The organism is Bradyrhizobium sp. USDA 223, assembly GCF_044909005.1.
Classification (GTDB): domain Bacteria; phylum Pseudomonadota; class Alphaproteobacteria; order Rhizobiales; family Xanthobacteraceae; genus Bradyrhizobium; species Bradyrhizobium yuanmingense.
The window spans coordinates 4,909,209-4,929,767 of the sequence record NZ_JBIYDR010000001.1 but is presented as its reverse complement, the minus strand read 5'-3'; the positions used below and the strand labels follow the sequence as shown (position 1 = coordinate 4,929,767).

16 protein-coding genes and 2 pseudogenes are annotated in these 20,559 nt (G+C 66.1%); 10 read left to right on the top strand and 8 right to left on the bottom strand.

What is annotated here, in order from left to right; translation table 11 throughout:
- Window positions 1–163 precede the first annotated feature (163 nt).
- Window positions 164–1,141, top strand: a complete 978-nt coding sequence (locus ABIA40_RS22950; protein ID WP_271540724.1) for a hydroxyacid dehydrogenase — start codon at window positions 164–166, stop codon at window positions 1,139–1,141.
- 6 nt (window positions 1,142–1,147) lie between these two features.
- Here the strand turns inward: ABIA40_RS22950 and ABIA40_RS22945 are convergent, their stop codons facing one another.
- Window positions 1,148–2,314, bottom strand: a complete 1,167-nt coding sequence (locus ABIA40_RS22945) for an ABC transporter substrate-binding protein (RefSeq protein WP_271540723.1) — start codon at window positions 2,312–2,314, stop codon at window positions 1,148–1,150.
- 290 nt (window positions 2,315–2,604) lie between these two features.
- Here ABIA40_RS22945 and ABIA40_RS22940 point away from each other — a divergent pair.
- The 4 genes and pseudogenes from ABIA40_RS22940 to ABIA40_RS22925 all read left to right on the top strand — a co-directional run bounded on the left by ABIA40_RS22940 (window position 2,605) and on the right by ABIA40_RS22925 (window position 9,655).
- Window positions 2,605–5,035, top strand: a pseudogene (locus tag ABIA40_RS22940) (EAL domain-containing protein).
- A 262-nt stretch (window positions 5,036–5,297) separates the two neighbouring features.
- Entirely contained in the window at window positions 5,298–6,593 is a 1,296-nt protein-coding gene (locus ABIA40_RS22935) for an MFS transporter (protein ID WP_271540743.1), read from the top strand.
- Between the two features lie 156 nt (window positions 6,594–6,749).
- Window positions 6,750–9,334 (top strand): annotated as a pseudogene (locus ABIA40_RS22930) (EAL domain-containing protein).
- A gap of 129 nt (window positions 9,335–9,463) precedes the next feature.
- Window positions 9,464–9,655, top strand: coding sequence for a hypothetical protein (locus ABIA40_RS22925; RefSeq protein ID WP_271540721.1), 192 nt, complete (start codon window positions 9,464–9,466; stop codon window positions 9,653–9,655).
- Between the two features lie 348 nt (window positions 9,656–10,003).
- On the opposite strand, the gene ABIA40_RS22920 is transcribed toward ABIA40_RS22925, so the two are convergent.
- From ABIA40_RS22920 to ABIA40_RS22910, 3 genes are all read right to left on the bottom strand, one after another.
- The gene (locus tag ABIA40_RS22920) at window positions 10,004–10,225 is read right to left on the bottom strand and encodes a hypothetical protein (RefSeq protein ID WP_027572524.1); all 222 of its coding nucleotides are present in this window, start codon (window positions 10,223–10,225) and stop codon (window positions 10,004–10,006) included.
- A gap of 49 nt (window positions 10,226–10,274) precedes the next feature.
- Window positions 10,275–10,517: a transcriptional regulator gene (locus tag ABIA40_RS22915; RefSeq protein ID WP_157284815.1), complete on the bottom strand. Its 243-nt coding sequence runs from the start codon at window positions 10,515–10,517 to the stop codon at window positions 10,275–10,277.
- 90 nt (window positions 10,518–10,607) lie between these two features.
- Entirely contained in the window at window positions 10,608–10,817 is a 210-nt protein-coding gene (locus ABIA40_RS22910) for a cold-shock protein (protein WP_197961561.1), read from the bottom strand.
- 438 nt (window positions 10,818–11,255) lie between these two features.
- On the opposite strand from ABIA40_RS22910, the gene rpsU reads away from it, so the two are divergent.
- A complete protein-coding gene (gene rpsU / locus ABIA40_RS22905) occupies window positions 11,256–11,531 on the top strand; it encodes a 30S ribosomal protein S21 (RefSeq protein ID WP_128263103.1) in 276 nt (91 codons plus the stop codon).
- 99 nt (window positions 11,532–11,630) lie between these two features.
- On the opposite strand, the gene ABIA40_RS22900 is transcribed toward rpsU, so the two are convergent.
- From ABIA40_RS22900 to ABIA40_RS22890, 3 genes are all read right to left on the bottom strand, one after another.
- On the bottom strand, window positions 11,631–11,909 hold the full coding sequence (locus ABIA40_RS22900) for a DUF1488 domain-containing protein (protein WP_036037411.1): 279 nt from the start codon (window positions 11,907–11,909) through the stop codon (window positions 11,631–11,633).
- A 124-nt stretch (window positions 11,910–12,033) separates the two neighbouring features.
- The gene (locus tag ABIA40_RS22895; RefSeq protein WP_157284730.1) at window positions 12,034–12,330 is read right to left on the bottom strand and encodes a hypothetical protein; all 297 of its coding nucleotides are present in this window, start codon (window positions 12,328–12,330) and stop codon (window positions 12,034–12,036) included.
- The gene (locus tag ABIA40_RS22890; protein WP_271540719.1) at window positions 12,323–12,589 is read right to left on the bottom strand and encodes a hypothetical protein; all 267 of its coding nucleotides are present in this window, start codon (window positions 12,587–12,589) and stop codon (window positions 12,323–12,325) included. Before ABIA40_RS22890 ends, ABIA40_RS22895 begins: the two co-directional genes overlap by 8 nt.
- Window positions 12,590–12,960: 371 nt before the next feature.
- Here ABIA40_RS22890 and ABIA40_RS22885 point away from each other — a divergent pair, with 371 nt between their 5' ends.
- Entirely contained in the window at window positions 12,961–13,287 is a 327-nt protein-coding gene (locus ABIA40_RS22885; protein WP_271540718.1) for a hypothetical protein, read from the top strand.
- 26 nt (window positions 13,288–13,313) lie between these two features.
- On the opposite strand, the gene ABIA40_RS22880 is transcribed toward ABIA40_RS22885, so the two are convergent.
- Window positions 13,314–13,925 (bottom strand): TetR/AcrR family transcriptional regulator, encoded by a 612-nt coding sequence (locus tag ABIA40_RS22880; RefSeq protein ID WP_271540717.1) that lies wholly within the window; start codon window positions 13,923–13,925, stop codon window positions 13,314–13,316.
- A 131-nt stretch (window positions 13,926–14,056) separates the two neighbouring features.
- Between ABIA40_RS22880 and ABIA40_RS22875 the strand changes: the two genes are divergently transcribed.
- The 3 genes from ABIA40_RS22875 to ABIA40_RS22865 all read left to right on the top strand — a co-directional run bounded on the left by ABIA40_RS22875 (window position 14,057) and on the right by ABIA40_RS22865 (window position 20,533).
- Entirely contained in the window at window positions 14,057–15,286 is a 1,230-nt protein-coding gene (locus ABIA40_RS22875) for a cytochrome P450 (protein ID WP_404543337.1), read from the top strand.
- Between the two features lie 134 nt (window positions 15,287–15,420).
- Window positions 15,421–19,080, top strand: a complete 3,660-nt coding sequence (locus ABIA40_RS22870) for an AsmA-like C-terminal region-containing protein (protein ID WP_271540715.1) — start codon at window positions 15,421–15,423, stop codon at window positions 19,078–19,080.
- A gap of 334 nt (window positions 19,081–19,414) precedes the next feature.
- Window positions 19,415–20,533: a DUF2336 domain-containing protein gene (locus ABIA40_RS22865; RefSeq protein WP_275508440.1), complete on the top strand. Its 1,119-nt coding sequence runs from the start codon at window positions 19,415–19,417 to the stop codon at window positions 20,531–20,533.
- The last annotated feature ends 26 nt before the right edge of the window (window positions 20,534–20,559 follow it).

Here is a 20,559-nt window from a genome sequence, read left to right as displayed (position 1 = left end):
CACGATGATGTCACTATTTCTAAGTCCGCGCCATGAGGGCGTCTGTGCGCTGGATCACTCAGGGGCCGCGGCAAAATGGGGCAGGGTATCTGCCGGAGCCGTCCCTGTGCTAGACGTTTCGACCGCGCTGCCGCGGGCATTCGGCTATTGAAGGAGGCTTGTCGTGAAGGTTCTGCTCGCGCACACCCCGGAGATGCGGCGCAACTATTACGGCGATCGCAGCCTGAACGGCCTTCGTGCGGTCGCCGAGGTAATCCTGCACGAGAAGGATGAGCCGCTGGACGCAGCCAGCCTGGTGCGCGCAGCCAAAGACGCCGACATCATCGTCGCCGACCGCATGACTGAAGGGCGCGGCGAGATCTTTGCGCAATTGCCGCATCTGCGGGCCTTCGTCCGTTGCGCCGTCGACATCCGCAACGTCGACGTGGATGCGGCCTCGCAAGCCGGCGTGCTCGTGACCCGCGCCGGGCCCGGCTTCGTGCAGGCCGTGGCCGAGCTCGCGCTGGGCTTCATGGTCGATCTCTCCCGCGGCGTGTCGCGGACCACCGCAGATTACCAGGCAGGCCGCAAGCCGGAAGCACGGATGGGCCGCCAGCTCGCCGGCAGCCGGATCGGCATCATCGGCTACGGCAGCATCGGGCGCTACCTCGCCGAGATCACAAGAGTGCTGCGCATGGAGGTATTGGTCTCCGATCCCTTCGTAACCGTCAGCGATGCCGCGATCCGGCAGGTCGGTCTCGACGAGCTCCTCGTCGCATCGGACTATGTCGTCTGCCTAGCCGTCGCCAACGCGCAGACCGAGAATCTGATCGGGGAGGCGGCGCTGGCGCGCATGCAGAAGCATGCCGTCTTCATCAATCTCTCGCGCGGCAATCTCGTCGACGAGACCGCACTGGCGCACGCGCTGCGTGAGGGCCGCATCGCCGGCGCCGCCATGGATGTCGGCCGCGCACCGGACCAGATGCCGACGCCCGAGCTCGCCAGGCTGCCGAATGTCATCGCGACGCCGCATGTCGGCGGGCTGACGCCGCAGGCCATCGAATACCAGTCGCTGGAGACGGTGCGACAGGTCGAGGCCATCGCAAGGGGAGAAATCCCGCAAGGTGCCGTCAACGCCGACCGCTGGACGCGGCGGCCGTGAAGGGTCTCAAAGCCGGTCCACCGCCTTGAACGTCCCATCCTTCTGGATCACCGTCAGGAACACCTTCGGCGGCGTGTCGAGCATGCGTGTGCCGACGGTGACGATGCTGCCGCTGATGTCGAAACGGCCGGTATCGTTGATGGCGCGCAGCAGGCTGGCGCGGGTCGGATTAGGGCCGGCCTTTTCCAGCGCCGCGGCCGCAAGGCGGCCGGACAGATAGCCTTCCAGCGAGACGAAATCCGGTGTCAGCGTAGGGTCGAACGCCTTCTGCGCCGCCTGGTAGTCGGCGACGAGCTTGAGCGAGCGGTCCCAGGGAAACGGCACCACCTGCGAGACGATGACGCCGTCGCCCTCCGGGCCGAGCTCCGCGGCGAGCGCAACGGCGCCGACGAAGGAGATGTTGACGAAGGTTGGACGAGCGCCGCTGCGGCGGGCGAGCTTGATGAACTCCGCGCACGGACCATAGGTCCCGACCATGACGATGGCTTCGGGGTCGGCGCGCTTGATCATGCGCCAGGCCTGGCCGACCGCGCGGGTGTTGCGCTCGTAAGTGCCCTCGGCGGCGAGCTCGAGCCCGCGCTTGGCGAGCGCCCGCTTCACGCCGACAAGCCCGTCGCGGCCGAAGGAATCGTCCTGATAGAAGATGCCGATGCGGGTGAACTTGCGATCCTCGGTGAGATGCTTGATCCAGGCTTCCGCCTCCGCGCCGTAGCTGGCGCGGATGTTGACGACGTTCGGAAGCTCGAGATCGCGCAGGAACTCGGCGCCGGTGAACGGGCCGATGAAGGGCACGTTCCTGGAGCTGGTGATCGGTATCGTCGCCATCGCGGTCGGCGTGCCCACCGCACCGATCAGCGCGAACACCTTGTCGTCGTCGATCAGACGCAGCGTCTGCGCCACCGAACGGTCGGGATCGTAGCCGTCGTCGCGGCTGATGAGCTGGAGCTTGCGGCCATGAACGCCGCCCTTGGCGTTGACCTCGGTGAACGCGGCGACGATGCCTTGCCGCATGCGCTGTCCCAGCGCGGAGGAGGGGCCTTCCAGCGCCGCGGCCTGGCCGAGCAGGATCGCATCCTCGCTGATGCCGGCCTCGTCGCCTCTCGCAACCGGCATGGTGGCGGCCAGAAGCGCGACGGTCAGGACGACGGATCTCGCTGATCGAAATCGATGCATCGGGAGGCTTTGCCGGATCATGGGAAGGAAACCTTGCGCAACATAGCCTTGCGAGCCTGAATAGCTCGCTAAGCGGCACGACTCAGATAGGCCGTAGTACACCGGGGAAAACCGGCAACTTATGTCGAGAAAGCCGGGATCGTTCGCGCACTTCGTTAACTAATTTCCGCATTGCGGTACGACCAGTTTGCGAAATTGTGCACTTCTTAACCGCCGTCTTGTTCCGATAGCGGCACCGGCACCTCAACCAGAGGTTCGGTTCGTCGCGGATAGGGGACGGCGGCTTCAAGATGGGCGGTCGCGATCAGAACGATCAGGATCGGAGACGTAGAGGCGGATGGTGGCGTGCCGCGCCGCTGCTCGGGCTCTATCGTCCTGCGCTCGTCGCGGTCGGCGTCGGCCTGCTGTTCTCGATCGTAGGCGCTGCCGCCGTCGCGCGGTGGGAAGATCGCGTCAACAAGATCGAGTTCGAGAACGCGGCCGAGACCCAGGCGATCGTCCTGCAGAACGGCATGAACGAGTACATATCGAGGCTTCTCGCGCTGCGCACGCTGTTCGAATCGACCAACGAAGAAGTCACCCGCAGCGAATTCGAGACCTTCAGCGCCCGCTTGTTCGAGCGTCACCCCGGAATGCTGCGCATTTCCTGGTTGCCGCGCGTCAACCGCAAGGAGCGCGCGGAATACGAGGCCGCGGCGGTCCGGGATGGTTTGTCGAGCTATCACATCAAGGCGCTGCAGGGCGAGAGCTTCGTCACCGCGCCCCAGAGCGACGAATATTTTCCGGTGTTCTACTCGACGCAGCCGAAGACCTCGTCGGTCTACGGCATGGACTACACGACCGTTCCGGAGCGACGGGCGGTGCTGGAGCGCGCGCGCGACAACGATCGCGTCGCAGCCATGCGCACGCGCCTGTTCGGGCCGAAGGACAGCGACCGGCCGTCCTATGTCCTCGTCGTCGTTCCCGTCTACGCCAAGGGAACCTCGCGCGAGGAGATCGCGGACCGGCGCCGCAATATCGCCGGCGTCGTGGTCGGCGTCTTCGACCTGCCGCTGCTGATCCAGTCCATCCGCGTGACCACCGGAGCCAGCCCCGCCGTCAGCATGACGGTCTTCCCGCCGTTCACGGCGCAGATCGTCAGCCTGGAGCAGATGCTGCCGGATTATGCGTCGGCCGCCTCGGCGCTGCGGTCGATGCGGGACATCGCGCGGACCTTGCACTGGTCGGGCAGTCTCAAGATCGGCGACATCGATTGGCAGGTGCGGGCGGTTCCGACCGCCGGCGGTCCGCTGGCGACGACTTACGACCGCGCGGTTGCGGTCCTCGTCGTCGGCATGCTGCTGACGCTGTCGCTGTCGACCTATCTGATGCTCGCCAGCCGCAATTCGCGGCGGCTGTCGCTGGCGAACCGGCGGGTGCTCGAGCTTGCCCAGACCGACATCCTCACCGGACTGCCGAACCGCGCCTTCTTCCTCACCCGTCTCGACGAGATGAACGGCAAGTTGAGCGCGAGGGGCCAGCCCTTCGCGATCCTGATGCTCGACCTCGACCGCTTCAAGAACGTCAACGATTCCCTCGGCCACGCGGCCGGCGATGCGCTGCTGCGCCAGGTGGCGCAGCGGCTGAAATCGGCACTGCGCGCCGACGACGTGCTGGCGCGGCTTGGCGGCGACGAATTCGCCATCATCCAGCAAGCCGGCGAAGACCAGCGCGCCTGCTCGACCGAGCTGGCGGCGCGGATCGCCAAGCTCGTGAGCGAGCCGTTCCTGCTGCCCGGACACCGCGTCGAGATCGGCACCAGCATCGGCATCGCGATCGCGCCGGATCATGGCAGCGATCAGGAGCAGCTCCTGAAGAAAGCGGATCTCGCGCTCTACCGTTCGAAATCGGCCGGCCGCAACTGCTTCACGATTTACGATGAGGCGATGTCGGCCGAGCTGGAGGCCCGCAACACGCTGGAAGGAGATCTGCGCGACGCCATCGCGCGCTGCCAGCTGGAGGTGCACTACCAGCCGTTCGTCGATGCCCTCAGTGGCGAACGACGCGGCTTCGAGGCGCTGGTGCGCTGGCGGCATCCGACGCGCGGCCTGATCCCTCCGGACCAGTTCATTGCGCTTGCGGAGGAGACCGGGCTGATCGTGCCGCTCGGCGAATTCGTGCTGCGGCGCGCCTGCGCGGACGCAGCCGGCTGGCCCGCCGATCTCATGATCGCCGTCAATCTGTCGCCGATCCAGTTCAAGGAAGCCGAGCTGTTCGACATGATCTGTGCGGCGCTCGCCGATTCCGGCCTGCCGCCGCAGCGGCTCGAGATCGAGATCACGGAATCCGTGCTGCTGGAGCGCGGCAGCGAGAACCATGCCTTCATGGAGCGGCTGAAGCAGCTCGGGGTCGAGCTCGCGCTCGACGATTTCGGCACCGGTTATTCCTCGCTCAGCTACCTGACCGCGTTCCCGTTCGACAAGATCAAGGTCGACAAGTCGTTCATTCGCAACCTGACCCAGCAGCCGCGCTCTTCCGCCATCATCTCCTCGATCGTGACGCTGGCGCGCGGACTGGACATGTCGGTCACCGCCGAAGGCGTCGAGACGCGCGAGGAGTTCGACCGGCTGAAGGCGCTCGGCGTCAATTTTGCGCAAGGCGTATCTGTTCGGCCGACCGCATCCGATCGAGCGGATCCTGTTCGACGCGCCGGCCAAATCCTCACGGCTCGACGCCGCCTGAGCGCACGCCTCGTCCTTCGAGACGACCGCTTCGCGGTCTCCTCAGGATGAGGCTGAGCGGCATCCGTGCCCGTTGAAACGGCTGCCGCGCATTCGGTCCTCATCCTGAGGAGCCCGCCTAAAGCGGGCGTCTCGAAGGATGGCCGCGAGGCCGCTCTCATTTCCAACGGCGTTGCTGCCCAGCGGGCATGCGCGAAAAGCGCTTGACCCGGACAGGCCCGGATGGTCCGAAGAACCGTCTAGGGATGAAACAAGCACACAATATGCGGCTTCCGTTCTTCTACGGCTGGGTCGTGGTCGCCGTGACCTTCGTCACCATGGCGATCGGCGTCAACGCGCGCACCGCCTTTTCGCTGTTCTTTCCGCCCATCATCTCCGAATTCGGCTGGGAGCGCGGCGTCACGGCGGGCGCCTTCTCTTTCGGCTTCGTGGTGTCGGGCGTGGTCAGCCCGCTAATCGGTCGCCTGATGGACCGCGCCGGTCCGCGCGCGGTGATGGAGCTCGGGGTCGTGCTGATGGGCGGCGGCCTGCTGCTGGCGCCGCTGACGAGCGCGCCCTGGCACCTCTATGTCACCATCGGCGTCATGGTCGGCGCCGGCAGCGTCTGTCTCGGCTATTCCGGCCAGTCACTGTTCCTGCCGAACTGGTTCATCCGCAAGCGCGGCTTCGCCATCGGCATCGCTTTTGCCGGCGTCGGTATCGGCTCGGTGACGCTGCTGCCCTGGGTGCAGCACATGATCGAGCAGACCGGCTGGCGCACCGCCTGCACCGCGATGGGCCTGCTCGTCCTGATCGCGCTGGCGCCGATCAACTTGCTGCTGCACAAGCGTCCCGAGGACATCGGCCTCCAGCCGGACGGCGATGCCGCTCCGGCCGCAGGCGCGGCAGGGCCGGTCTCCAACGTGGTCGATCACGCCTGGGTCAACACCGACTGGACGCTGCGGCGAGCCGTCGCGACCGCGCGGTTCTGGTGGATCGCCCTCGGCTATTTTTGCGGCCTGTACGTCTGGTACGCGGTGCAGGTGCACCAGACCAAATTCCTGCTCGATGTCGGCTTCAGCCCCGGCGTTGCGGTGTGGGCACTCGGCATGGTCAGCCTGCTCGGTATCCCCGGCCAGATCATGCTGGGGCATGTCTCCGACCGCATCGGCAGGGAGTGGGTGTGGGCGATCAGCTGTGCGGGTTTCGTCGTCTGCTACGCCGCGTTGATCGCGCTGAAGTACCAGGCTTCGCTCGGGCTGGTCTATCTCATGGTGTTCACGCAAGGCGCGTTCGGCTACGGCCTCACCTCGATCATGGGCGCGGTGGTGTTCGAGATATTCCAAGGCAGGCACCAGGGCAGCATCTTCGGCACGATCATGCTCGCGGCACTGGCGGGCGGTGCGGCCGGACCATGGCTGACCGGCGTTCTCTATGATCGCGTCGGGGACTATACGCTGGCTTTTGCCCTCGCCATGGTGGTGAGCGGCGTGTCGGCGCTCGCGATCTGGCGGGCGGCGCCGGGCAAGGTGAGGGCCGTGGCCGGCCGGCTGCCCAAGCTCAAAATGGGATCCGAATAGGTCCAGTACGCTTCAAGATACCTTCGGCGTTTTCGCGAAGCGTTAATCATGCCGCCTCTTGGCGCAGCGCGACCGGATTGCAAAAACGTCTTGGACACCATCGGAGCGTTAACCTCTCGCCGATTGCCGCATTTCCCGATGCCGCTGGTCCAGACGATGCCCGCCTCCGATCACCTTGCGACAGAAACTCCTGACGTGCTGCGCGCCGCGCTCGAACGCGCCGACGACGGCATCGTCATCGTCGATGAGGCGCATCGCATCACCCATTTCAACCCCGCCGCGGAGCGGATCTGGAAGCTCGCTGCCGCCGAGGTGCTCGGCCGCGATGCCGCCGTCCTCACCCTCAAATGTCTTGAGGCCGGTGCGACCGCGGATTTCCGCGAGGAGATCAGCCTCGCGCGGCGCGACGGCAGCCGTATCAAGGCGCAGATCGCGATGTCGTCGGCGACGGTCGACGGCGCGACCCATCACATCGTGTTCGCGCGCGACGTCACCCTCGATGCCGAACGCCGCGCCAGGATCGCACTTCTCCACGCAGTCTCCGACCAGACCAACCGCGTGGTGATCATCACCGACGTCGAGCAGAACATCGTCTACGTCAATTCCGCGTTCACGGCGCTGTTCGGCTATACCAGCGAGGAGGCCGAAGGCCGCCGCGCCGGCGAGCTCATCGCCGGCCGCCACACCGATCGCAAGGCGGTTGCGAAGCTCGTCAAGCGGCTGATGCAGAGCGGCCAGCGCGACGAGGCCGAGGTGCTCGTCTACGACAGGGATGGTGAGGAGATCTGGGTCTCTGCCCGGATCGACGCCTTCCGCGACAAGAAAGGCCGGGTCAAGCACATCTTCGCGCTGCTCGAGGACATCACCGAATCCCGGCAGCTGCGCTCGCTGCAGCAACTGATCATGGCGGCGCTCGCCGACGAGGCGCCGATCACCGAGATTGCCGATCGGCTGTGCCGCCGCGTCGAGCAGATCGCGCCCGGCGTCGTCTGCTCGCTGCTGCACGTCGACGCCGCCGGCCTGCTCCATCCGTTGGGCGGCCCGAGCTTGCCCGAGGACTATTCCCGTTCGCTCGACGGCATCGCGATCGGTCCCGAGGTCGGCACGTGCGGAACCGGAGCCTTTTACGGCATTCCGGTTCTGGTCGCCGACATCGATGCCGATCCGCGCTGGCAGCCCTACAAGGCGCGGCCGCTCGAAGTGGGCTTGCGCGCCTGCTGGTCGACGCCGATCAAGGCCAAGGACGGCCGGGTCATCGGCACCTTCGGTTTCTATTATCGCGAACCGCGGGCGCCGAGCAGATGGCACCACGAGATCGTCGATGCCTGCGTCAACCTCGGCGCATTCGCGATCGAGCGCAAGGAGGCGCGCGCCGAAATCGCGCGGCTCGCCTATCACGACATGCTCACCGGCCTGCCGAACCGCGCGCAGCTGCGCCACCTGATCACGACCGCGATTAATGCCTGTCCGACCGGAGGCCATGTCGCGCTCGCCTTCCTCGACGTCGATCATTTCAAGGACGTCAACGACACGCTCGGCCACGCCGCCGGCGACGATCTCTTGATCCTGCTCGCGCAGCGCCTGCGCGAGCAGATCGGTCCCGACGACATGCTGGGACGGCTCGGCGGCGACGAGTTCGTCATCCTGCTGCCGCAACGCAATGCCGAGGCCGCCGAGCGCATCGCGGCCGGGATCACCGAGGCCCTGTCCGCACCGTTGCGGCTCGGATCGAAGCTGATGCCGATGTCCGCCAGCATCGGAATCAGCCTCTATCCCGATCACGCCACCGACATCGACACATTGATGCAGCAGGCCGATGCCGCCATGTACATGGCCAAGCAGGCCGGACGCTCGACGCATCGCCTCTTCAGTGCCGAGATGAACGTGCTCGCGGAGCAGCGGCTGGCGCTGATCGCGGCGCTGCGCCGCGCCGTCGCGGAAGGTGCGCTGAGCCTCAACTACCAACCGCAGATCCGCAGCTGCGACGGCGCGATCCACGGCGTCGAGGCGCTCGCGCGCTGGCGCGATGCTGAGCTCGGCGACGTCTCTCCGGCAAAGTTCATCCCGCTCGCCGAGGAATGCGGGCTGATCGAGCAGATCGGCCTGTGGTCCGTGCGCGAGGCCTGCCGCCAGATGGCGAGCTGGCGCCGCGCCGGGCTCAACATCCCCTGCGTCTCGGTCAACCTGTCGCCGATCAATTTCCGCAACGTCACGCTGGCCGCGCGGCTCAAGGACATCTGGCCGAGCACGATCTGCGGCCGGACGCGCTGATGCTGGAGATTACCGAAGGCGCGTTCATGCAGGACGGCGCCGCGGCGCTGGAGACGATGAACGCGATCCGCGAGCTCGGCGTCGGCCTCTCGGTGGACGATTTCGGCACCGGCTATTCCAGCCTCAGCCGGCTCGCGCATCTGCCGATCCGCGAGCTCAAGATCGACCGCAGCTTCATGCGTGACATCGAGCAGGACGCGGGCGCGCTCGCGATCGCCACCGCCGTGGTCCGCGTCGGTCAGGGCCTCGGCATGAGCGTGGTCGCCGAGGGGGTCGAGACCGAGGGGCAGCGCAGCACGCTGGCCGAGCTCGGCTGCGACATCGTCCAGGGCTTCCTCTACGCTCCCCCGCTGCCGCCGGCCGCCTTCGAGCGCTGGCTGATCGAGCATTGCGCCGAGCAGGCGAGGGCGATGCTGGGGCGGCTCGATGTTGCGGCAGTCGGACACGAGGCGGCGAAGCGGACGGCGTAGCCGCCTTGGGCGATATTCCCGGCCCATAGGAACGCATCTGCGACAGACGGTTTGGTGTACGGCATCCACCGGAGAGGTACCGCGCCATGGTCCGGGGCAATAAGCCGTCTGGTGGACTTGAGGCTTGCGTTGCACGCCGATCAGGATAATCAGAAGGTGCGCGCTCGCAAAATGGCCGCTGACAAGATCGACCGCATGGGCGATGCGGCAACGACGGCGGAGGATAGGGCAACCCGCAAGCAGCATCTGCTCGATGGGCCCAACGAGTTCCGCGGGGTGCGAATTGTTCGGTCCAAGCGCCGCAAGCCGACCCGAGAATAGGCCGAGCAGCAACCAAGCCGCCACGCCGGCGGACGTCGAATTCACGACGGAGGACAAGCCATGAGACGGAATTCCCAAGCGCGTGCGGTAACCGAGGCGAACAACCTGTTCAAGCAGACCGCGACGAAACCAGCGACTGATTACGAGAAAGCAGACCAAGCCTTCCACGCAAATCGCGAGCGGCTAAAGGCCGAACGTCTGGCGAGGGAGGCCGAGCGACAAAGCCCCTCCGAGAAGACGAGTTAGTGTCGCATAGGCACGCAGGCGGGAGCGCCTTCAGAGCGTCCTTCTATGACGAGAGCTGGACCGGTCAACCAGGATGACGCTCATCTCGGAGATAATCGCGCTTCAGAGCATCGACAGGACGACAATCCCGTCTTCGAGCTCTCCTGAAGCCAGGCGCGCCCGCGCCATACGCTCGAATTCCGTGCGATGCTTCTGTAGATAGCTGAAGGCCTGCTTCTGCGTGTTGAATGTCGTTGCAAGCCGGCACATCTGCCGATTTGCGCCGGACGCGAGAAAGAAAGTGATGGTTCCGTGATCTGGCTTTATGCGAGGCACGATCTGCACTCTCCGGCATGGGATCGGCACTTCAGATTTCGCCGGCGATGTTGGACGGCTATCGCGCCAGCTTCCTTGTCCGCTTCTTGAGCTTAGGCACCGGCAAAGTCGACCGAAGAGCTTCATCGGCCGCTTCCCTTGCCTGGCGCGCCTCTCGGAGCCGCGCCATGTTCTTGCGAACCTCGATGGCTTGCCTTTCCACGTCCGCCAATGCCCGCGCGCCCTCTTCAGCGGCCAGGCGCTTGCGATCGGAACGCGCAATGCTTTCGGGTGACGGCTCTGCCGGCTTCTTGCTGCTCATCATTCACCCGCAAAGACTAAACCCGCTCAATCCAGGGATTGAGCGGGCAAAGCGACCGTTTCAGTACATCCGTGAAACGGCGCCAAGATATCAAGCCAGCGAGAGGTTCTCGGCGCTGGACTTGCCCCGCATCTTGTCGGTCTTGATCTCGAAATTGACCTGCTGGCCCTCGCCCAGACCAGCGAGCCCAGCCCGTTCAACGGCGCTGATGTGAACGAACACATCGTTGCCACCGTCGTTTGGCTGGATGAAACCGAAGCCCTTTTGGCCGTTAAACCACTTGACCGTACCTGTCGTCATTGTCTTCTCCAAAGCGCGCGAGCGCATCCCGCGCGACAATCGCGCGGTTACCTTCAACTTCGTCGATGTCTTTGGAAAAGGAGCCCGCGGGCGCATTCAACAAGGCACAGCGGCTAATCGAACAACTTCAATATATACGACTTTCGCGCATTTGCAAGGAGCGAAGCCAGTTTGTTTGCTGCAAGGCGGTTCTTCTGTTCCGATCGTGGCGCTTTGCGAGTGTCGGTCAATCAGCGAGCAAGGCGTTATCGATTGACAGCGCAGCACGACAATGGTCACGTGGCGCCACCAAGCTGCTCGCTGTGACAAGCAGATCGGCTCGTCCGAAGCCGCGACCAATGTCGCGGCCCACCATCATCACACATCGCAATGAAGCTCCTGCGCAATTGGCTGCCCTGCAGGACGTGTCGCATTCGCAGCCCGAGCCAGGAGGATCAATTGCACGTACTCGTCAGAGACAACAACGTTGAGCAGGCACTGCGCGTTCTCAAGAAGAAGATGCAGCGTGAGGGCGTCTTCCGGGAAATGAAGCAGCGACGGTCCTACGAAAAGCCGTCGGAGAGGAAGACCCGCGAGAAGTCCGAGGCCGTTCGCCGCGCCCGCAAGCTGGCTCGCAAGCAGGCGATCAGGGAAGGATTGCTGCCCGCGCCGCCGAAAAAGAAACCTTTCGAGCGCAAGCCGCCATTGCCGGAGATCAAGGCAAGGCCCGAGTAGCAACGATCGACTTTCCGGATCTCATACCATGCCGCGTCAGCGTGACGCTGCAGAAAAGCCCGACCAGGCTTCGCGGGCTGTCTTCGATGGGCTGAGATCCTATCGCCTGAAATCGATGCCGCGCAGAACGATGCCCGGCGGGGTACCTTCGAACTCTGTGGCGCGATACTTGCTCGCAGCACACGCTTCGATGCGATCCCGTAGACGCGCGAATTGGGCTTCCCGCTGCTCGGGCCTGACTTGCGGGCCCTGCTCGAGATCGTCCATCGCGGAGGTCGAAATTGCGCAAGGAATCTCCCTGGCGCCGTCATGCATCGAGAACCGTACGATCATCCGCTCGTATTCATGGCCGATAAAGCGGCCGCTCGTCAGGGTCATGGCCTACTCCATTGCACGTCGGTGTCCTGGCGCGGTCGCGCCATCCGGTCATTGACCGGGACCGCGCGCCGGTTTCCTGGCTCGCACCGGCATGCGCGTAGAATGCGGGCGGCCGTCGCTCGGCTCAGCCGTCCCCGGACAGCCGTGCGAAATCGTCGAACAGCGCCGACACGAGCGCGCGGTGGCGCGTGTCCTCTGCCGGAAGACTCGCAGCATAGAGGTTGAGCAGATGGCGCGCCTTCACCGCGGCTTCCTGCCAGGACGCAGCGGGCACCGTCATCATGCGGTGCTCGAGATCGGCCTCGCGCTCGCGCAACTCCCTGACATGGGCCTCGACCTCGGCCAGCGCGCGGCGCAGGTCGGTGGCCTTCTGCGCGGCCATGCCACGGTGCTTGTCGAGATCGACCGGCCGGTCAGTCATTGGCTATGCTCGCGTCCGCTGCTTGCGCATCAGCAAGATCGACAGAACCGATCGACAGTACCTCCGTGGTACCGCGCAGGCCTTCCGCAGGGACAGTGATCATCGTGGCAACCCGGCGATAGGCGGCGAATGTCAAGCCGTCGATCGTCTCCTCATCCGTGACGACCTCGTAAGTGCCCGCCGGCAAGGTGCGCGCGATGCCGCGGATTTGGAACGGACGCCTGAAGATGACGGTCTCTCGCCGCGAGCGGATGGTCATGCACGCCTGCCTTTCGCAAGTGAAGCCCCAACCGGTGCTGGCTGCGACGAGCATGCGCCTTTGGCGCGGCAATAGCCAGCACTATCGTCTGCGTTAGCGGCGAACGGTTTGTCACGGTGCGGCGCTGGCCCGCGACGCATTTAGCGCTCGCTATTGGTTCGGCCCGGGCGTAGGGTCGTTGTCATCACCGCGCTTCTCAACGGCATCGACCGGTGACTGAGGGTCACGTGTGCTCCCGCCGAAGGCTTCGCAGGAGCGTTCGATGTCGCGTGTCCGCATCTTGGAATGGATCGTGCCGCCGGTGATCGTTCCGCTGTTTCTTCTGATTCTCGTGTGCGCCGCTGCGGTCATCAATGGCTAGGACAACACGCGTGCCGTATCTGGTCAGCGGCACCAACGAATACGGCAGCTCCAATCTCGGCCGCGGAACTGCGACGGTCGCGCTACGTCTCGCGGAAAAGCTGCTGCGCGAGGGCTACATGGACGTCAGGGTCTGCACCCCGCGCGGCCGTGTCCTGCAGCCGAATGAATTCGACGAACTCAAACCAGCAACGGAGAGCGACATGGCAAAGGGCCAGCAACGCGGCAACCGCGAAGCCAAGAAGCCGAAGAAGGAAAAGGCCAAGGTCATCGCCGCGGCTCCGTCCCGCAAGGAAGTCGCCTGGCAACCGGATTTCGGACCCGCAAAGAAGAAGTAAGGAGCGCCGGTCGCGGAAGGCACCCGCTAGGCCGGGGCCAATCCAGTCCTGCGCCGGAGATCCGTGATCGCGCGCAGGAAACTGTCGGCCGGCGTCGTCTCGGGGTCGATCAGCCGGTGCAGGCGAAAGCCGTCTTCCAGCGCGAGCACGACGGAGGCGATCCAGGGCGGGTTCAGATTGACGTTGCGCCCGTTGCTCTTCGATGTCGCCTCGACGATGTCGGCGACCAGCCTGCGCCGCGCCCGCAGGCGTTTGGCGAGCTCCGGGCGGCGCTTCTCGGCGCGCGCGACGAACAGGATCATCTCCATGTGGAGCAGGGGCGAGCGGCCGAGCGGATCCTGGCGGCTGCGATCCATCGCCTTCAGCGCCGCGATGAAATCGTCGAGATTGTCGTGCTGCGCCAGGATGTCCATGTTGCGCCGGATCGACTGCGCGACATGATCCTCGAGCATGGCGAAGATCAATTCGTCCTTGCTCCTGAAGTTCGAATAGAACGCGCCGCGGGTGAAGCCCGCCGCCGCCGCGATCGCCTCGATGCTGGCGCCGCCGATGCCGTCCGCCTCGAACACGCGCGCGGCCGCCTCGAACAGCGCCTCGCGCGTGTCGTCCCTGGTCGGCCTGGTTCTCACCCTTGACATCGGCGCAGCTTAGGGCAGAATGCAACTCGATACAACAATGTATCGAGTTGATAATCTTCGAGGGATGGTTACGCCGGGCGATGGGGCAGCCTTGCCTATGCGTGTCATGCGGCAACCGATCCGAGGTCACCATGAACGAGCAAGTGCAACCATTTGGCGGACCGCTGTTCAACCCGCTCTCGCCGGATTTCATCCGCGATCCCTATCCGCACTATGAACGGCTGCGCACGGTCGATCCGATCCATGTGACGCCGTTCGGCCAGTACGTCGCCAGCCGTCACGCCGAGGTCAGCCTCGTGCTGCGTGACAAGCGCTTCGGCAAGGATTTCGTCGAACGCACCACGCGCCGCTACGGCCCGGAGATCATGAAGGAGCCGGTGTTTCGCAGCATGAGCCAATGGATGCTGCAAGCCGATCCGCCGGACCACACGCGCCTGCGTGGCCTGGTCGTGAAGGCCTTCACCGCCCGCCGCGTCGAGGACATGCGGCCGCGGATCCAGGAGATCGTCGACCAGGCGATCGATGCCGTGATCGCGCGCGGGCACATGGACCTGATCGAGGATTTCGCCTTCCGCCTGCCCGTCACCATCATCTGCGACATGCTCGGCATCCCCGAGGAGCATCGCGAGGTGTTCTACAAGAGCTCGCGGGACGGCGGGCGGCTGCTCGATCCCGTGCCGCTCTCGCCGGAGGAGATCAAACAGGGCAACGCCGCCAACCTGATGGCGCAGATGTATTTCCAGCAGCTGTTCGAGCTGCGCCGCAAGAATCCCGGCGACGACCTCATCACCCAGCTGGTGCAGGCCGAGGAGGACGGCAACAAGCTCACCAACGAGGAGCTGACCGCCAACATCATCCTGCTGTTCGGCGCAGGGCACGAGACCACGGTCAACCTGATCGGCAACGGGCTGCTCGCGCTCCACCGCAACCCGGATCAGCTTGCGCTGCTGAAGGCGAAACCGGAGCTGATCACGAACGCGGTCGAGGAGTTCCTGCGCTATGATTCCTCGGTGCAGATGACCGGGCGCGTTACGCTGGAGGATATCGACGACCTCGGCGGCGTGAAGATCCCCAAGGGCGAGACCGTGCTGTGCCTGCTCGGCTCGGCCAACCGCGATGGCGCGGTCTACCCCGACAGGCCCGACCGGCTGGACGTCACCCGGGCGAACGTCAAGCCGCTGTCGTTCGGCGGCGGCATCCATTTCTGCCTGGGGGCCCAATTGGCGCGGATCGAGGCCGAGATCGCCATCGCGACCCTGCTGCGGCGGCTGCCGGATCTGCGCATCGACGACATCGAGACCCCGGAATGGCGGCCGACCTTCGTGCTGCGCGGGCTGAAGCGGCTGCCGGCGAGCTGGTGAAGGGGGCTTGCGCGTTAACCTCCGCGCGCAACAGTCGCTGTGACTTCGCCACACTTCCCCCTATATAAGGGGCTGTTCCGGCGCGCCTGAGGCTCTCAGCTTCGGCCCAGGCCGGTTTGGCCGAGGGGAGACCCGTGCAGACGACGCTGCTCGGATTGGCGATTGCCTTCATCATTGCGCTGCTGGCCGCGCTGATCGGGCCTTACTACATCGACTGGAACCAGTTCAGGCCCCAGTTCGAGGCGGAGGCCGGCAAGATCATCGGCGTGCCGGTGCGGGTGGCGGGCGAGCTCGATGCGCGGCTGTTGCCGGCGCCGACATTGCGGCTGCGCGGCGTCACCTTCGGTGGCAACAACGATCTCGGCCGCCTGCGCGCCGACAAGCTCGACGTCGAGTTCAGCCTCGGCTCCCTGATGCGCGGCGAATGGCGCGCCACCGAGCTTTCGGTCGGCGGCATGGCGGTCGATCTTGGCCTGGACGCGCGCGGACGGGTCGATTTGCCCTCCACCGCGAGCGGCACCTTCAACCTGGCCTCCCTCGCCATCGAGCGGCTGAACCTCGCCGGCCGCATCGCCTTGCACGATGCCGCCAGCCGCTCGACGCTGGAATTGAACGACATCGCCTTCTCCGGCGACGTGCGCTCGCTCGCAGGCTCGGTGCGGGGCGAGGGCAGCTTCGCCGCGCGCGGCGTGCGCTACCCGTTCCGTGTCTCCTCCGGCCCCAGCGCCGACGGCAGCGCCACCCGTCTCCACCTCAACATCGATCCCGGCGAGCGCGCCATCCTCGCCGATCTCGAGGGCGTGCTCGCCTTCGACAACCGCCAGCCGAAATTCGAGGGCGCGCTGACCCTCGCCGTGCCCGCGGCCAGGAAGGCGGGCGAGGCGGGACCGACGCCCTGGAAGCTGGCGACCAGGCTCAAGGCCGATCCGGCCGGCGCGAAATTCGAGCAGATCGACGCGAGCTTCGGCCCGGAGGACACCGCGCTGAAGCTCGGCGGCGTGGGCGACCTCAGGTTTGGCGCATCGCCCTTGCTGCGCGCGGTGCTGTCGGCGCGGCAGGTCGATGCCGACAGGTTGACCGCCAAGGACGATGCCGATCCGCAGCGCGTCCTGCCGGCGCTGCGCGCAGGGCTGGCGGCGATCCCGCAGGTGCCGATCCCTGCCCAGATCGAGTTCAATGCCGATCAGATCATGCTCGGCGGCCGTCCGCTCCAGAATATCGCGACCGAGCTTGCGACCGACGGCCGGTCCTGGACGTTCCGGCGGCTGGAGCTGCGCGCGCCCGGCATGACGCAGGTCTCGCTCAATGGCGCAGCTCCCGGCGCCGACAGTTTCAGCGGCCGGCTCAGCGTCGAATCCTCCGATCCAGACACGCTGGTGGCCTGGCTGCAGGGCCGCAGCGAGATCAATCGCCGCAGCACGCGGCCGCTGCGCCTTTCCGGCGACGTCACCATCGCCGCCAATCATCTGGCCATCGAGAGGCTGAAGGCCGACATCGACGGCGGCGCGGTCGAAGGCCGCATCGTCTTCGTGCAGACAGGCGCGAGCAAGGGCTCGCGGATCGATGCGGACCTCAGGGCCGACCGTCTCGACCTCGATGCCGCCGCGAGCTTCGTGCGCGCGCTGGCGGGGCCGCAAGGCGAATGGCCGGAAGAGGCAAAGCTCTCGCTCGATATCGGCCGCGCGATCTCCGCCGGCCAGGAGCTGCGGCCGTTCGCAGCCAGGCTCGCCTACAGCCCGGCGTCGCTGTCGCTGGAGCAGCTGCGCTTCGGCCAGGGCGGCGGCGTGACCTCGGAGGCGAGCGGCAGCTTCGACCGCACCAAGACGACCGGCAAGCTCGCGCTGAAATCCTCGGCCAATTCGCTGCGCGAGCTCACCGCGCTGGTCGAGCCGTTCGCGCCCGCGCTGCGCGCGCGCCTCGATGCGCTCCCGTCCTTGCCAGGCGCGACCCGTCTCAAGCTCGATCTCAGCCTCGACAAGAACGCCGAGCATGCCGATCGCAGCAATGCCCGCTTCGTGCTCGACCTCGACGCACCGCAGCTCAAGACCACGGCGACCCTGGCCGCGCAGACGCCGGCGGCCGCCATCGGCGGTATCGACCTCGAACGCCTGCGCAACAGCGACTTCACGCTGGACGCGAAAGTCGCGGCGCCGCAGGCCGGCGCGCTGTTGGCGCTGCTCGGGCTCGATCGCATCGTGGCCGCGGGCGAGGGCGCCTCGCAATTCGAAGGACGGTTGAGCGGAGCCTGGCGCCGTCCCTCGCAATTGAACGCAAAGCTCAGCGGCGGCGGGCTCGATGCCGACGCGCAAGGCAGCGTCGAATGGTCGGAGCCCAAATCGTCCGAACCCAAATCGTTCGAACCGAAGGCGAGCGTGAACCTGCGCGTGCGCAACGCCAATCTGGCGCCGCTGCTCGGGACCAGCCTGGCCGGCAAGTCGGCGCAGAATGTCAGCCTGTCCTCCCGCCTCACGCTCTCCGGCAATCGCCTGACCTTCGGCGATCTCGAAGGCAATGCCGCGGGCTCGCATCTGCGCGGCCATGTTTCGGTGACGCTCGATCAGGACAAGAGCATCGACGGCGAGGTCGGTCTCGACTCGCTCGATCTGGCGCCGGCGCTCGCAATCGCCGTCGGCGCAGCCGGTCGTGAGTCCGGCGAGCCGCTCAGCGCAGGATTGGTCAGCGGCTGGCGCGGCCGCATCGCCTTCCAGGCCTTACGCGGAACGTTGCCCGGCGGCATAGAGCTCCGCCCCTTCGGCGGCACGATCCGGAGCGACGGCCAGTCGCTCGCATTCGATGCGCTCAAGGGCGGCGTCGGCGGCGGCGACATGTCCGCAAGCCTGGACGCGCGCAATGGCGCGGGTGGTCTTGCGCTGAACGCGCGCATCGAGCTCAGCAACGTCGATGCGGCGGCGCTGCGCTATCGCGACCTCGCCCTGCCCAAGGGGCGCGCCTCGGTGCAGATGGCGCTGACCAGCCAGGGCCGCAGCGTCGCGGCCTTGACCGGCGCGCTCGCCGGCAACGGCACGGTGACGCTCGAATCCGCCGAGATCGCCGGCCTCAATCCGCGTGCGTTCGAGATCGCCATCCGAGCCAGCGACGGCGGCCAGGTCAATGACGACAACCGGCTGCGGCAGCTTGTCGAGCCCGCGCTGTCGGCGGGGCGCATCGCGGTGCCCTCGGCGCAGATTCCGTTCACGATCCGCGACGGCCGCCTGCGCATCGGCGCAACGCCGCTGGAAGCGAAGAACGCCCGCGCCATCGTCTCCGGCGGCTACGACATTCCGGCGGACCAGGCCGACATCCGCGCCAGCCTGACGCCAATCATGACCGGGCTTTCCGGCGCCCCGCCCGAGATCCAGCTGTTTGCGGCAGGCCCGCCCGACAGGCTGACCCGTACCATCGACCTCGCACCGCTGTCGTCATGGCTCGCGGTGCGCACGATCGATCGCGAGACGCGGCGGCTCGACGCCATCGAGCGCGGCGAGCCGCCGCCGGCCACCGCTGCGCTGCCGACGCTGGTGTCACCGGAGATAGCGACCGAGCAGGCGCCACCCAACGTGCCGCTGCCGGGCCAGGACCCGCGCCGCGCGCCGGCAAAGCCCAGGGTGGCGCCGACCCCGAAAGCTCCGCAGGCCGCGCCCGCCGCGCCCAGCCCTTCACTGACGAGCCCGCCGCTCGCGAGCCAGCAGCTCGCGCCGCTCCCTCCGGCCATCGACGTGAAGCCCGCCCCGGGCCCGCCGCCCGCCAAGCCCAGGCCGAAGCCGCCGCTGGTGCTGACGCCGCAGAATCCGTAGACGGCGCTATCTAAAGCGCTCCGGTGCCGATGCTCGTCATGCCCGGGCTTGTCCCGGGCATCCACGTTCTTTGTGCCATGCGGCAAGGCGTGGATGGCCAGGACACGCCCGGCCATGACGCGGAGAGGTTTCAGTGCCCAAAGCTTCTCGGCTCTTGCACAACAGTAAATCCATTCCCTCGCATTTGAACGAATTTTCGTCGGCAAAACTGATTTGCCGACTTTACTGAATTCTCGCGTTTCATCTCTAGCGTGGGTTCCCAGAGGAATTCGGCGTCGCGACGCGAGCGGCGGGACGGCTCGCCAACGGGCTGCCAAGAACTGGGGTGATCGAGATGAACGGGGCGAAATCGCTTCTGCAGGATCTGGACGACGCGATCGCGCGCGGCACCGACGAAAGCCGGACGCGTGCATTGTGGCATGCGACCGACATCCTGATCACCGGCCGCTACAGCGACGACGAGATCAGCATGTTCGGCGAGGTGATCGGCCGGCTCGCCGACGAGATCGAGGTGGCAGCGCGCGCGCAGCTCTCCGAAGTGATGTCGGCCTGCGATCATGCTCCGCTCAACGTCATCGAAAGGCTCGCCCTCGACGACGAGATCGCGGTTGCCGGTCCCGTGCTGCGCGATTCCAACCGCATCGACGAGAAGATGCTGGTCCAGAGCGCCATGACCAAGGGCCAGGCGCATCTGCTGGCGATCTCGCAGCGCCAGTCGATCGGCGAAGCCGTGACCGACGTGCTGGTCAAGCGCGGCAACCAGGAGGTCGTGACTTCGGTCGCCAAGAACGAGGGCGCGCGCTTCTCCGGCTCGGGTCTCTTGCACATGGTCCGCCGCGCCGAGGGCGATTCGATCCTTGCCGAGCAGCTCGGCCTGCGCAAAGACGTGCCGCGCCACATCTTCCAGCAGCTGATCGCGAAGGCCTCCGAAGACGTCCGCCGCCGCCTCGAGACCGAGCGGCCCGAGATGATGTCGCAGATCCAGAGCTCGGTCACCGAGGTCACCGGCGATCTCCAGTCCAAGTTCGGCCCGTCCTCGCGCAGCTATTTCGTCGCCAAGCGCGTGGTCACGACGCAGTATCGCCAGGGCAATCTCAACCAGGACTCGATCTCGAACTATGCCCGCCAGCATCGCTTCGACGAGGTGCAGATCGGCCTGTCGCTGCTGTCGGCGCTGCCGGTCGACGTGATCGAGCGCGCGCTGATGGACCGCAACCGCGAGATGATCCTGGTGCTGTGCAAGGCGCTCGACTTCTCCTGGGACACGACGATGTCGCTGTTGTTCCTCGGCGCCAAGGATCATCTGATCACGGCGCGCGAGCTCCAGGACAACGAGCGCGAGTACGGCCGGCTCAAGATCGAGACGTCGCGCAGCATTCTGAAGTTCTACCAGTCGCGCAAGACCGGCGCGGGTGCCGATGCGGGCCGTCAGCCCGAACTTCAAGTCCACTGACAGGTCCACTGAGGAGAGGGGAGTAC

What these genes read in the sequence shown, in the direction of transcription:
- ABIA40_RS22875 (WP_404543337.1), top strand. Translation starts at nt 14,057, where the DNA reads ATGAACGAGCAAGTGCAACCATTTGGCGGACCGCTGTTCAACCCGCTC.
- ABIA40_RS22890 (WP_271540719.1), bottom strand. Translation starts at nt 12,589, where the DNA reads ATGACCATCCGCTCGCGGCGAGAGACCGTCATCTTCAGGCGTCCGTTC.
- ABIA40_RS22900 (WP_036037411.1), bottom strand. Translation starts at nt 11,909, where the DNA reads ATGACCCTGACGAGCGGCCGCTTTATCGGCCATGAATACGAGCGGATG.
- ABIA40_RS22935 (WP_271540743.1), top strand. Translation starts at nt 5,298, where the DNA reads ATGCGGCTTCCGTTCTTCTACGGCTGGGTCGTGGTCGCCGTGACCTTC.
- ABIA40_RS22915 (WP_157284815.1), bottom strand. Translation starts at nt 10,517, where the DNA reads ATGAGCAGCAAGAAGCCGGCAGAGCCGTCACCCGAAAGCATTGCGCGT.
- ABIA40_RS22865 (WP_275508440.1), top strand. Translation starts at nt 19,415, where the DNA reads ATGAACGGGGCGAAATCGCTTCTGCAGGATCTGGACGACGCGATCGCG.
- ABIA40_RS22895 (WP_157284730.1), bottom strand. Translation starts at nt 12,330, where the DNA reads ATGACTGACCGGCCGGTCGATCTCGACAAGCACCGTGGCATGGCCGCG.
- ABIA40_RS22910 (WP_197961561.1), bottom strand. Translation starts at nt 10,817, where the DNA reads ATGACGACAGGTACGGTCAAGTGGTTTAACGGCCAAAAGGGCTTCGGT.
- ABIA40_RS22945 (WP_271540723.1), bottom strand. Translation starts at nt 2,314, where the DNA reads ATGCATCGATTTCGATCAGCGAGATCCGTCGTCCTGACCGTCGCGCTT.
- ABIA40_RS22880 (WP_271540717.1), bottom strand. Translation starts at nt 13,925, where the DNA reads ATGTCAAGGGTGAGAACCAGGCCGACCAGGGACGACACGCGCGAGGCG.